General features: G+C 31.4%; 12 protein-coding genes. 2 read left to right on the top strand and 10 right to left on the bottom strand.

Annotated features, from left to right (window positions below; all coding sequences use genetic code 11):
* Nucleotides 1-17 precede the first annotated feature (17 nt).
* The 4 genes from AC2TDS_RS16525 to AC2TDS_RS16510 all read right to left on the bottom strand — a co-directional run bounded on the left by AC2TDS_RS16525 (nt 18) and on the right by AC2TDS_RS16510 (nt 2868).
* Nucleotides 18-698, bottom strand: a complete 681-nt coding sequence (locus AC2TDS_RS16525; protein ID WP_484736677.1) for an ABC transporter ATP-binding protein — start codon at nt 696-698, stop codon at nt 18-20.
* Complete coding sequence (locus AC2TDS_RS16520) at nt 685-1611, bottom strand: ABC transporter permease (protein WP_484736676.1); 927 nt, start codon at nt 1609-1611, stop codon at nt 685-687. Before AC2TDS_RS16520 ends, AC2TDS_RS16525 begins: the two co-directional genes overlap by 14 nt.
* Before the next feature lie 190 nt (nt 1612-1801).
* Complete coding sequence (locus AC2TDS_RS16515) at nt 1802-2296, bottom strand: hypothetical protein (protein WP_484736675.1); 495 nt, start codon at nt 2294-2296, stop codon at nt 1802-1804.
* Nucleotides 2293-2868 (bottom strand): hypothetical protein, encoded by a 576-nt coding sequence (locus AC2TDS_RS16510; RefSeq protein WP_484736674.1) that lies wholly within the window; start codon nt 2866-2868, stop codon nt 2293-2295. Before AC2TDS_RS16510 ends, AC2TDS_RS16515 begins: the two co-directional genes overlap by 4 nt.
* Nucleotides 2869-3208: 340 nt before the next feature.
* Between AC2TDS_RS16510 and AC2TDS_RS16505 the strand changes: the two genes are divergently transcribed.
* Nucleotides 3209-5449 carry an alkaline phosphatase D family protein gene (locus AC2TDS_RS16505; protein ID WP_484736673.1) on the top strand — a complete coding sequence of 747 codons (2241 nt, stop codon included), beginning with the start codon at nt 3209-3211 and terminating at the stop codon, nt 5447-5449.
* Between the two features lie 734 nt (nt 5450-6183).
* Here the strand turns inward: AC2TDS_RS16505 and AC2TDS_RS16500 are convergent.
* The 5 genes from AC2TDS_RS16500 to AC2TDS_RS16480 form a co-directional block, all read right to left on the bottom strand.
* Nucleotides 6184-6900, bottom strand: a complete 717-nt coding sequence (locus AC2TDS_RS16500; protein WP_484736672.1) for a DUF6090 family protein — start codon at nt 6898-6900, stop codon at nt 6184-6186.
* A 216-nt stretch (nt 6901-7116) separates the two neighbouring features.
* Nucleotides 7117-8268, bottom strand: a complete 1152-nt coding sequence (locus AC2TDS_RS16495) for a hypothetical protein (RefSeq protein WP_484736671.1) — start codon at nt 8266-8268, stop codon at nt 7117-7119.
* Between the two features lie 246 nt (nt 8269-8514).
* Nucleotides 8515-9162, bottom strand: coding sequence for an alpha/beta hydrolase (locus AC2TDS_RS16490; protein WP_484736670.1), 648 nt, complete (start codon nt 9160-9162; stop codon nt 8515-8517).
* A 208-nt stretch (nt 9163-9370) separates the two neighbouring features.
* A complete protein-coding gene (locus AC2TDS_RS16485; protein WP_484736669.1) occupies nt 9371-10846 on the bottom strand; it encodes a serine hydrolase in 1476 nt (491 codons plus the stop codon).
* Nucleotides 10847-11325: 479 nt separating this feature from the next.
* Entirely contained in the window at nt 11326-11874 is a 549-nt protein-coding gene (locus AC2TDS_RS16480) for an AAA family ATPase (RefSeq protein ID WP_484736668.1), read from the bottom strand.
* A 451-nt stretch (nt 11875-12325) separates the two neighbouring features.
* On the opposite strand from AC2TDS_RS16480, the gene AC2TDS_RS16475 reads away from it, so the two are divergent.
* On the top strand, nt 12326-12502 hold the full coding sequence (locus tag AC2TDS_RS16475) for a hypothetical protein (RefSeq protein ID WP_484736667.1): 177 nt from the start codon (nt 12326-12328) through the stop codon (nt 12500-12502).
* Nucleotides 12503-12549: 47 nt separating this feature from the next.
* Here the strand turns inward: AC2TDS_RS16475 and AC2TDS_RS16470 are convergent, their stop codons facing one another.
* Nucleotides 12550-12732, bottom strand: a complete 183-nt coding sequence (locus tag AC2TDS_RS16470) for a hypothetical protein (protein ID WP_484736666.1) — start codon at nt 12730-12732, stop codon at nt 12550-12552.
* Nucleotides 12733-12863 lie beyond the last annotated feature (131 nt).

The raw sequence follows: 12863 nt of genomic DNA, 5'->3' as shown, positions 1-12863 counted from the left end.
TAAACTAGCAACTGATATTATTTCAATTCTAATTTTTCAATTCGGTTGCCTAATGTAAAATCTATCATCTCGGATTCCAGTTCAGAAAAGTCTTTTCGGACTACTTTCTTAATAATCTCTCCGTTTTTCATCAAAAAAATTTCATCGCAGGTTTCTGCCAAAGTAGAGAATATATGTGATGAAATTATTATTGTTTTTTCTAATTGATTAAGCTTCTTAATTATTTCCATTATAATCAAATTACTTTGTATATCTACACCGTTAAAAGGTTCGTCCAAAACAAAAACGTCATTTTCTTGCAATAAAATGGCCGTCAATGCCAATTTCTTTTTCATTCCGGTAGAATATGTTGCAGCGTATTGGTTTAACGGCAGATCAAAAATGTTTTTATCTTTAATACTCTGTATTTTTAATTGCCTGGCATTCGCAAGTAATTGAATGTATTCTTTACCTGTAATTTTTGAAAAAAAGAATGGCTCTGTAAGTAATAGACCTAAACTATCTTTGAGTTTTTTACAGTCTGAGGATATTTTACCTTCATAGGTTTCTAGCCCAGAAATACACCTGAAAAGGGTGGTTTTACCGGCGCCATTTTCACCAACAATCCCATAAACTTTTCCTTTTTCAAATTCTATATTAATACTCTTAAGTACTTTCTTTTGGCCGTATTTTTTTGATAAATTCTCAATTTGTATCATTTAAAATTGGATTTAGGTTTTTAACAGACTGAAAATAAAAATATGGAATTATTCCAATTAAAGCAGGAGGCATCATTATGCTTATTGCAATTAAAACAACCTGTGGTAGGCTCATTTCATTCGGATACGCCGAATATTTGGCCAAAATAATAGTTGCCAAATAGATAAAACACAAAAGAAATAAAATGATTAAAATTATTCCATTTTCAAAAAAGAATATTAACAAGGCGACTATTATTGGTAAGCTCAATATTGTAAAATAAACAAAACAGGTTTTTACTTTTTCTAGCAGAAATTTTCTTGATGATGTGTTGAAATTCCAAACAAAATACTCTTTTTCAGGTTTTGAATAATAGGATAAACAAACCAAACCGACTAAAATTATAGAAAACACACCAAGATTAAAATTCTCCACAGATATTGACATCAACGTTAGAAAATAAGCGATAGGAAAGATAAAAAATGTTTTTCTAAAACCCACCGTAAATTCAAATGGTTTCTTCCCAAATGGTGTTGGTATGGGAAAATTGGTTTTTATACTGAAATTAAAAAAAGCCAGTAACGTTGCTAACAGCACTAATATTATTGAGGATATTAGTAATTGTTGATACACCATAAACATTAAAAAGGGAATACAGCAAATAAGATTTTCGATAATTCGTAATTTTAAATAGTTCTGCTTGCTGAAAACGGATTTGAGGAAATCGTTTCTTTTGACTTCACTCATTTTTGAAATAAAACTTAGCGCTACTAAAACATAAATATAATTCGCATACGCTGTTTTAGTAAAAAGGTAGTTTGAAAATAACACAAAGGCCATCATCATTATTGGATACCCTACCAAAAGAGAGAATCCAAAATCAATTAATTTACGATTTAGAATTTTATATTGAAGCAGCAAATATTCTTTCATTGACTGTATTACTATATACTACGATTTACATATAATTGGGTAAAGTAGCACCTTATGGTTCTTTCTACTTTCTTTATTTTTCAGGCCAAATATACAACTTAAAAACACCCCTAACTTATCATTCTTCGCATACTATGTCGTATCAGTCAACAAGACATATATACACCATCTTCTTAGTTAATCAGTACTTTTAATATGCATGATATTGTGAAGCTACGAATTTAAGTTTTTTGATGCAATCGTTTAAACAATCGGGAAATTTCGTTTTTCTGAAGTTTATTTCTAAATAAGATTCATCTTTCTTTACAATTCTATAATCTCCTATACGAAAACCTATTTTAAACCTTATATATAGTTTTTTAAGTTTAGGCGCCTTTTGAAGAGTTTTATGCCCATTAATAAATTCCATATAATCAAAACGGGCAATCTCTCTTCCATCTATTTTCGTAGTACCATCCTTATCAGTTATATAAAGATATTTCGTCGTGACAAGAATCTTCCTTGATCTATTTGGCGTTATTAATAAAACTTCTATATCGTTAGTATCGATTGTGAAAGGTTCATTCCTTAATTTCATGTGAGGTTCATCAAAAAATAGAATTCCTCTTTTATTGCGATAACACTCTACCTTTTTAAGAATCTGATCTCGTATAGCTTCTTTTTTCTTTTTGTATGTATTCGTCAATTTTGTGTTTTTGTTGTAACATAAACTAATTCATCAATACTTTCAACTGTAAATTCAGCAATTGCCTTTTTATCTGAAATTACAGCAACACTAATGATCTTACTTTTGTCGGATTTTTCAATAATTTCTCGAGTGACAATTTCACCATCTATAACATATATTCTTTTAATATTGTGAATTGATGAATCCTCTATTTTTTTTAGTTGAGACAATTTGGTAGTTAACGATACTACTCCGAACTTATCTTTACTTCCATATATTTGAGTTTCCCCTTTATGAATATACTTCAGATTTGATATATCTTCTTTTTTTATTAAGAACCAGCCATCATTCATATTTTCATATTGTATTACTACTCCGTCAAAAATAACTAGTGGATTCTTGGATAATTTATGTTCAATCTTCAAAGAATCAATATAGTTTGCTAAATACGATTTATTTGACCTGTTCTCATTACAAAAGACCATCCAAGAATCTACTAAGTCGTTACCTACATTTGTATTTAAACTTATTTGTGCAAAAATTTTATTAAGACATAAAACCAGTAGTATTAAGATTGTTTTTTTTTGCATTTTTTCTAACATTTATTTTATTGGCTATGTAAAATAGCCCCAATAATTCTTTCTCATTTCTGAATTTACATGACCAAATATACGAAAACCAAACCCTTCAATATGCTCTAAACTGTTTATCTTATTCAAGTGATATTATCATAACTTTAAATTTCCTCTATTACTGATTTGATATAATATAAGACCAACGGCTATACCGGTTCTTTAGTGAAATCACACACTAATCTACTCATAATCATTCTTTTCGAATTCAAACAGCTTAACATATTCATTACATTGGGTTAAGATAAAGAAAAAGGAAGCCCTATATTTTTGACCCACTAACTAAACATAAAATACAATGAAATTTTTATTAAATGTGAGTTTCTTTCTCATATTCCTACCAACATTCGGACAAACTGCCTACCAATTAACTGAAATTGAACGCCCTTTTTCCAAGGAGCGAAAAACTACTGAACAAAGTAAATACGATTGGGAAAAAGCACCATTTTTACACGGGGTTGCTTCTGGTGATCCTCTAGCCGATCGTGTTATTATTTGGACACGAGTTACACTTTCTAACCCCGATGATGATATCCAAGTATATTGGGAGATTTCTTCGGATGTCAACTTTCAAAATGTAATAAATTCTGGTACTACTACTACCGATAGCTCGAAAGATTATACGGTAAAAGTAGATGCCGACAATTTACAAGAAAGTACGTCATACTACTACCGATTTAGAGTTGATAATAAGTACTCTATTACGGGTAAAACCAGAACAGCCCCAAAGGCACAAGAGGCGGTAGAAAATTTACGTTTTGCTATAGTATCTTGCTCTAACTACCAAGCTGGATACTTTAATGCTTATCAAAATATTGCTAATCGTACCGATTTAGATGCGGTAATCCATCTTGGAGACTATATTTACGAATACAAAAAAGGGGGATATGGTTACTCTAGTAGCAGACCTGATAGAGGACACGAACCAGAAAATGAAATCGTTACGTTAGAAGACTATCGAGTTCGTTATTCGTACTATCGTTTGGACCCTAATTTGCAAGATGTACACCAACAACACCCTTTTATTACTGTTTGGGACGATCATGAGTTTGCAAACGATGCGTATATGGATGGAGCAGAAAATCATGATGATAGCGAAGGAAACTGGTCTGATAGAAAAAGAAATGCTAAAAAGGCATATTTTGAATGGTTACCCGTACGTGAAAATAGTGAGGATAGTAAAAGAATTTACAGGAAAATTTCCTATGGTAAACTATTAGATTTATTTATGATAGATACTCGTATTGAAGGGAGAACCAAACAAATGGGACTAGGACGTGGAGCGTTTTCAGAAGACTTTTTAACATTAACAAACACTAAAAAAAATAAACTAGAGTGGGCTACCTATAACATGGTGGAAGATTCGTATCGCAATAACTTAAGTTACGAAGAAAAGATTACCATGGCAGCTTACATCTATAGAGTATTTGATGGTGAACTAAAAGCTCGTGCTGGTAAAAAAGAAAACACGGCCTCTTTTTCCGATACAGAAATAAAAGAAATAAAGTTACTAATGGCTAAAGCTGAAACTAACTTGGCAAATAAACTAACTATTAGTGAAAATGAAGCTCGTTCAAATCGTTCTATTCTTGGAGACACACAGAAGGCTTGGTTGAAAAATGGGTTACAACAAAGCAGTGCTACTTGGAAAGTTATCGGTAACCAGGTGATGATGGCTCCTTTTGGGTTAAAAATTGACAGATTTAGTAGTTCTTGGTATTCTTGGTTAGTTCCAAGTTGGATGAAAAAATGGCACCAATTAAACAAAGACGATTGGAATCTTTACTTAGATGAGAAAAATGAAATGTTAGATTTTATAAAATATAACGTGGATAATGTAGCCGTATTAACTGGAGACATCCATATGATGTTCGCTTCTCAGATTGAAAGAAATGGAGCATGTGTACTACCAGAATTCACTACACCAAGTGTAACTTCCCCGAACTTAGACATGTTTCCAGATTGGATGATTTGGTTGTTAGAAGAATTCACTGGAACGTCTGCTGATCAAGAATTAATTGAAGATAACAAGCATATTAAAAGAGCGCATACAGAAGCGCATGGATATTATGTATTAGATGTGAGAAATAGCCAAATTCAAGCAGATTGGTATTTTATTCGTACTAAAGAAAGTATAGATCCAAATGCTGATTTTAAAGTTGGATTTAAAAATGTATTGAATAACTGTAACCTTACCAACGCTTCTAGAACCTACGGAACTAACAGAGGCACTTACGTTACAGATAACACGGCAGCAAAACAAAATGCATTACTAAAAGAATTTTCTTTATTAGGAGTGTATGCAGATGTGGAAGATAAAAATATTAATGTGCATTACGGATTCAACGATGCCGATAAATTAACGGTAAAGATATACAATATGGGAGGTCAGTTAGTGAAGAATGTTTTTCAAGATTTACCCCATAACAAAGGACTATACAACTTAAAGCTATTCTTAAACGATTTAGATGCTGGATTGTATATCGTAAAAGCTACCAATGGAAAACAACATTTCGGAAGAAAGGTTATTTTAAAGTAATTATGTCTATTCATAAGTAAAATTACGCAATCATTTCCTTGCAGTCATACTTGTATTTTATACGGATTGGAATTTGACGCTTTCTTTTAATTTAGCTTGACTCATTAAAAGGTTTCAAATAAGCACCGGCATAATACCAGTGAATTAATAGAGTCAATTTAGCGTTAAAATTGTATTGCCTATAGATCGGTATTTACCCTAAACATTTATGGTCGGTAAACTAACATCCGAAATGGTATTACGTAACTTTATATATAACCATACTATAAAGCGAACTACTAAATCAGTAGTTCGTTTTTTTTATAATATTATTTGTCACAACAACTGTTTTAACCCGAATTATACAATAGAACTCGACATGAGAGAGGTAGGCGCAATCAAAGCAAGTACTTTTTCAATTTTAGCACAGCAGCGATATGGTTAAACTTAAAAGTACAATGAAGTGGTTGATGTTACAGTCGCTTCATCCTGTAATAGATTTTCTATTGCTTATACGATTTACCATTTGAATTTACCGTAAATTCAAACAATAACTGGCATTAACTTAGGTTAAACCTTGATTAAGGTCAGACTTGAAAGTACCAATGCGGAAACCAGTCTCGACAAGGAATGTTCACAAAAACACACTTCCTTAGCAGAAAATCAATTGAATTATATAGTTATACGATTCCTATCAACAGATCAGTCAACAAGACGTCTAGCGTTAGCCTATCGACTGACCACATGCTTAGTTATTATTTGTCAATATTTTCAATTTTCTCAATTAGTTCTAGCCCTTTTCGTTTAAACTCATCAAGCTCAGGTAAATAAACTTTATATGCAAAAAATTCAAACGTAGCCACTCTAGTCTTATAATCATTGCTTTTTAAAGCATACTCAATAAAGCTATCATTTATTTTTAGTTGCACATAATCAGACCACCAATCAGTATTATTTTTCCAATATTTAAAATTGTCTTTGTAGTCATCAGAGCGCAGTTCGTCATCAACTTTTATTTCCCAAAGCTGCTCTTTGTAAAAAAGAATTAATTCCTGAACCAGTTCTTTTTTTTCTGATATTATATCTCCTTTAAAGTTTTCTAATAATGAAACACCTCTTTCATTTAAGGCAAGTTCGGGGTAACCAAAAATAAGAAAAGCTATATTTGGTTTTTTTGTATAATCCTCTTTTTTGTATTTTGACTTTAATACATTTTGAAATATTGGCTTAATATTTTCATAACTTGCAACAACTTTATTGATTTTAGTTATATCATTTTTAAGGTCTTCCTTTACTTTTAATAATAACTGATTCAGTTCATTATTTTTCTTTCTATTTTCATTCCAATTATTTATTGAAACTGCAATTAATATTCCAATTACAACAAGAAAAATCTCTCGAATTGCATATGTGATGAAATTGGTTTGCCCATTTCCCTTAGAATTTCTTTTATTAAAGAAGTTAAATTTCATTATTTCTGTCTAAAACCTTTGGAATTAACTTTTGAGTTTTGTTTTTATTACTACGTAGAGTAGAGCCTGATAGCTATCTCTATATTTTTGTATTACTTGTTTTATCAAAAATACGATAACCGCACAAAGGTATCGTTTTTCCCTTACTCTCATCGGATTAGTGACCAAGGGATATAGCGATCGGCACACCATATGCTTAGTTATTAGGTACTGGAATTATTCTGAATATTCTTTTATTAATCTTACCATTAAATCATTTAGGTATTCCACATCATACTGACCAACACTTGGAATCAAATGGTCATTTCCAATTCCGCTATCATTTGTAATGAATACATAAGTTCCATTAGTGAAAATAGCCATGAATCGCATTAAAAATTCTGTTTCTTTATCAATTCCACTCGCCGTAATTGGAATTACTTTAATTCCCTTTTGTGATGCATTTCTAATGACATCATGTATGTTTTCAATAATTTCAGTGTCATAATGAGGTGGGGCATCTAATACTAAAAATGCAATTCGAGTTTTTGCATTATCAGACCATTGTAATTCATTTATTCCAACATTTAAAGCAGTATGAACTGCTTCAGGAAAATCACCACCTCCACCTGCACTTTGTTGATTTATAAAATCGATAGTTTTATTTAAGTCATCTGTAAATTCAGATTTTCTAGTAACATATTCATCGCCTTCATCCCTGTAAAAAACAGTTGATGTATAGATATCTAGATTTGAATTGTCATTTTTCACACTATCAATAACACTTTTCAAGTCCTCTTTTAAAAACATTAATTCATCACCCATTGACCCAGTTGCATCAACAATAAATGAAATTTCCACTCTCTTTAAATTACCATTATTTGAGTTTATAGTAATTTCATTTGTTCCATTTTCAATTAAAAGGAGTTCGTGGTCTTGTACTTCATCATTAATTTTTAGTATAAGATTACTGACGTCTATAGATTCTTCTTTTTGAAACATACCGACCCATAGTTCTGCATATCCACTATTATCCGTCTTAGCTGACCATATAACTGCATCATTTCTCAAAAGTTCAATTTTTGCATTTACTACAGGAACACCACTGCTTGAGACTAAAAATGACAATCTATTATTGGTATAAAAACCCCAATATGAAGGCATGTCTGAATAATCTTCCCCGTTTATTAAATCCTCCCAGAATGCCCAATTAGATAGATCATTCCATTCGCCTGCTGTTATTAATCCAGCTTCTCCTTGTCCTTGATTTCCATCAGAAGATGAAAATTCGCTTGAATCGTCACTTGATGATAAATGACCATCATCTTTACTACAAGAGCTAAAAATTAATACCAAAATAAAAAACATCAAAGTGTTTATCTTTCTCATTATTTTTTATGTTTATTTTTATTCTTAATGATGAGTTTTGTATTTCATCGGTTGGAGTTTTTTTGCTTGCACCCTAGAGTAGAGACTTATAGCCATCTCTATATTTTTATTTTTGTATTACTTGTTTTACCAAATATACAAAAACAGCACTAATTTATCGTTTTCCCATTTACTATTAACGAATCAGTTAACAAGACATATAGCATTAGTCTATCGGCTCGTCATATACTTAGTTATTATCCATAGTTATTTATCCATTTCATAATTTCCATTCGCCCATTTAATACTCGGTTTAACCCATTCTTTTAAAGGCTTGAACAAAAATCCGTGTCCCATTCCTGTATTCAGTTCTATTTCTTTAAAATGCTTGATTTGGCAAGTTGAACTGTTTTTCCGTTCGACTGCCGAAACACCATAAGGGTCTGACTTTTCATATATCGTCAATATATTCCCACAATAGTTGATTTCTGGAATATTTTCAATGTCGGAATTTCTGAAACTTGCAATGAACACAAAATTCAAATCAGGATTGTTTGCCAAAGTCGAGACATATTGAGCAATATATCCGCCTTTCGACGTTCCAACAACCGTTATTTTATTCGGTTCAGTTCCTCCTTTAATTAGGCTATCAATTTGACTTACAACTCTAATCGCATATTCACGAGCATTTACATTCCCGTTCCTTTTTTCAGAGATTACTTTAAATCCACGTTTTTTAAATTCCGATATGATTTCGATGTATTGGGTTCGTCCAAATTCTGGATGACTTTCGTCTAATTCGTGAGTTTCCAAAAAACGATTATGGTGAAAGAAAATGAATCGTTCATCCCTATTTCCTTCACAAGCAAAAAGTGTCGAGCAAAAAAGAATTCCAATTAAGAAACGTATTATCATTTATTTCCTAGAGTTGTTTTAATTGTGGCGTAGAGAAGAGCCTGATAGCCATCTCTATATTTTTATTTTTGTATTACTTGTTTTACCAAATATACAAAAACAGCACCAATTTATCGTTTCTCCCGTTCCTATCAACGGATTAGTTACCAAGGGATATAGCGTTAGCCTATCGGTACGCTATATGCTTAGTTATTGGCAATAGTATGCTTTAATTACTATTCACTATGATTTCATTTATTTTAGTAATATATTTTATAGCATTACTATTATTTGGATTTAACTTAAGTGATTTTTCGTAATTTTCTTTCGACTTTTCATATTCTTTTCCCTCGTAGTATGCTTGGCCCAAACTATCATACAAATTAGCATTTTCCGTATCAGTTGAAATTGCAATTTTGAGGACTTCTATTGCAGATTTTACTTGGTTCCGATAAAGGAACTCATAACCTACACGATTGAGATATTTAGATTCAGAAAAATACTGTATTGTATCCTTTTTAAGTTCATTGTATCGTTTCATGGCCTCTTTCGGATTCTCATAAAATAAGGGTTCCAGTTTTGACCATAAATTGATTTTCGGATATTTTATTAAGTCGTATTCAATTTTATTATATAAACTCAACCAATCATTTGTTGCTTTTTCAGAAGTGTTAGTCATTAAGAGTATTTGCCCATAATCGGAATCAGGACAAATGAGTATTATACTTTGTACACCATTTGATGTTCCTGATTTTAAGTAGTAAAACCCCTCTTCATCTGCATAGCCCAAGTCCCATAAATATCCTATATTTTCTTCATTGTCTTCATAAAGTGAGCGAGTCGATTCTTTAAGGAATGGTTTTTTAGATTCTAATTGAAATTGCATAAACCTTGTTAGGTCAGGCAATGTAGTAATGATACCCGATGAACCCCCAAGCAGCGGGTTTTGATCAATCGTTGCAAGTTGACCTGTTTCGGTATACCCCTTAATAAGTCGATCCCTGTGTTTATTATAATCTTGCAAATAGGTGTTTTTCATCCCTATCTCATTAAGAAACTCTTGTAGTATTTCAGGATAAGGTTTCTTGTAAATCTGTTCCAAAATATAGGCAGTAATATCTGGTCCAACATTATTATAATCATAAAAAGTACCTGGTAGATGACTGAGTTTTATTGTTTCAAGCTCATCAAAAAGGTCGTTCATGTCATAATCAATGGGGCTCTCTCCATATTGCCCCGAAAATATTTTCTCATATACACCACGTAATTTTTCAGGAGTTTCAAATCCTAGAGTATGACTAATCAAATTTTTAATAGTAATCGGTTTACCTTCATATTCCAAATTCGGGTATGCTTTTGGCAAGAACTCTCTAATATCTGAATCCAACGTCACTTTTTTATTTATTATGGCTTGTGCCATTAAAGACCCTGTAAAGACTTTCGTAATTGAAGCTATTTCAAAAAGTGTGTTGTCATTTGGAAGGCTCTCTAAGTCTGAATCGATTGCTCCATAATAATTGTGATAAATGTCGCCGTTTCTGTAAATAGCAACCGACATCGTATTAATATTCCCCTGTTCTAAAACGTTTTCAGAATATTGGTCTACAAAGCTAGTGAGTTGTTTGAATGGCTGAATAGTATTTTTATTTTTTGTATTACATCCTAATAAAAATAGAAGTAAGGTAACTCTTAAGATTTTGGTCATATTTTGAGAGCGATAGATTTTAAAGGATTGTTCATATTGTTGCCAACGGGAGTCTTCGCATTAACTCCACTTTTTTGATAACTATTGCGCACAGAGCATAAATATAATCGATTTTAGGCGACTAAAAAATGTATTCTACGAATTTGTGATTTCCTGTTTTTCAGATTAAGTTGGCTTAAAATGGCTAAAAATGAGTAAATCATCGCTCTTAATTCCAAAACAAGACCTTTCAACCTATTTTTTAACGTTTTTACCCTAACTACCAACGTATCAGCCAATAACACGATTTACAAATAAATATTTCGCATATCTATTATTTCTTTTGTAGCTATTTTTGCGTTATAAAACTTAACCATAGCTTGGCTATGCTAAAGTTTTATGCCTTAAACTAACTTAAAATAATTCAATACCTGTATACGAAATATGTATCTGTAAATCGTATAAGACATACAGCGTTAGCATAACGGCTCGCCATATGCTTAGTTATTGTAACACATTTTTATTTCGTTTATTATTATTTCTATATTATCATTCAAATCAGCAGCCCCATTTAAACGCAATACTTTACAATCCAGTAATTCAATCCAATTATTATGAATCTTTAATGTTCTTCCTTGAAATTTTGGGTTTTCATATTCGTTAGCCCATTCAAGAAACGCTTTCGAGTTCTGTTGAATTTTTATGTCCGTTAAAAGTTTTTCTCCGTAACGTTCATGTTCACGTTTTTTAAGTCGTTCTATTCGTTCGGTGTTTTCTAGTTGGATAAAAACGGCTAAATCAAATGCTCTTTCCCATTCCTTTCCCCAACTTACCATTGAACCACTTACGACAATATTCTCAAATTTTTTAAAGTCAATTTTGAGGTTTTTATTTCGCTCTATCAAAGGTATTTTTTCTTGGTAGGGTGGATTAGTTCTTTTCCAATAATAATTATCTACATCTAAGTGTTTAAAATCAGTCCTTCCCTCAATTTTTTCACCCAAAGTTGTGGTTCCTGAACCAGAGGCTCCAAAAATTAATATTTTCATTTTATTAGACTGTTATTTATTGATTTAGCGAATGTGTTATACGATTTACAGCTATTGAATATGCACAATTGCGCACATTTACCTTTCAAATATAAGTAAATAGGGCTGAGATTAAAATTGTTTTTAGGGTTGGTTCTATATCTAGTTTTAAGTATAACATCTAATTACTAAAACTTCATTGATTTCCCCGGTGTTTATACTTCTATATGAAATGAACATGAGTATAATCTCAAAGAATTCATCATGCTAAAAGATAACGAATAACCGTTTTATAAACGGTTACTGCAATTTACTTACCACAATTACATCAAAGAACTCTTCCGTTTTTCAGGTATCGGAGAATCTACTGTAAATTGAATATTCGTTTATACATTTATAGTTTACACTTATGAAGTTTTATAAATAATCATGTTTTTATTTTTTTAATTCGATAAATTTTAAATCACTTATTATGTTAAAAAACATTAAAAACTTAGGTACTCAACTAAGCAAAACTGATCAAAAATCTATTAATGGAGGTAAGAAAGACATAGCAGGTCCATTCACTCCATGTTATTGTAATGGCGTTTTAATTGGTTTAGGTCTTAGTCCAAGAGACTGCTATTGGAAGTGTATGTTCACATATTAAATTCAATTTTAAATAGAGAAAGGAACTGTAATGGTTCCTTTCTTTGGTTATAACACCTCCTGTTTTAAGTATTCAATAAGTTCATCTATTTGCGCAGATAGTAAATATATATTTTCAACTCCCATAAGTTCACTTTCACAATATTCCATCACCTCACATACACTTACATCTTTGTTAATAGTGCAATCGCTAACGTCTAAGCTATGGTAAGCGTTAACTATTGCAATCACCTTTTATATTTTAGCGTATCGTTTCATATCTCTATATTTTAAACAACTATTAATTTATAATTCTACTTGACATAACTCCTCTTTGAACGCTCTTTTACCATTTCCTCAGAGCTGAAATAAATACTGCTTAG

Source organism: Tenacibaculum profundicola (assembly GCF_057220795.1).
The sequence above is the reverse complement of the archived record's forward strand: the minus strand, read 5'-3'. Positions and strand labels throughout refer to the sequence as shown.

Excerpts from the sequence above, each read along its gene's own strand:
- AC2TDS_RS16485 (WP_484736669.1), bottom strand. The coding sequence starts at position 10,846 with ATGACCAAAATCTTAAGAGTTACCTTACTTCTATTTTTATTAGGATGT.
- AC2TDS_RS16500 (WP_484736672.1), bottom strand. The coding sequence starts at position 6,900 with ATGAAATTTAACTTCTTTAATAAAAGAAATTCTAAGGGAAATGGGCAA.
- AC2TDS_RS16490 (WP_484736670.1), bottom strand. The coding sequence starts at position 9,162 with ATGATAATACGTTTCTTAATTGGAATTCTTTTTTGCTCGACACTTTTT.
- AC2TDS_RS16495 (WP_484736671.1), bottom strand. The coding sequence starts at position 8,268 with ATGAGAAAGATAAACACTTTGATGTTTTTTATTTTGGTATTAATTTTT.
- AC2TDS_RS16505 (WP_484736673.1), top strand. The coding sequence starts at position 3,209 with ATGAAATTTTTATTAAATGTGAGTTTCTTTCTCATATTCCTACCAACA.
- AC2TDS_RS16480 (WP_484736668.1), bottom strand. The coding sequence starts at position 11,874 with ATGAAAATATTAATTTTTGGAGCCTCTGGTTCAGGAACCACAACTTTG.
- AC2TDS_RS16520 (WP_484736676.1), bottom strand. The coding sequence starts at position 1,611 with ATGAAAGAATATTTGCTGCTTCAATATAAAATTCTAAATCGTAAATTA.
- AC2TDS_RS16475 (WP_484736667.1), top strand. The coding sequence starts at position 12,326 with ATGTTAAAAAACATTAAAAACTTAGGTACTCAACTAAGCAAAACTGAT.
- AC2TDS_RS16510 (WP_484736674.1), bottom strand. The coding sequence starts at position 2,868 with ATGCAAAAAAAAACAATCTTAATACTACTGGTTTTATGTCTTAATAAA.
- AC2TDS_RS16525 (WP_484736677.1), bottom strand. The coding sequence starts at position 698 with ATGATACAAATTGAGAATTTATCAAAAAAATACGGCCAAAAGAAAGTA.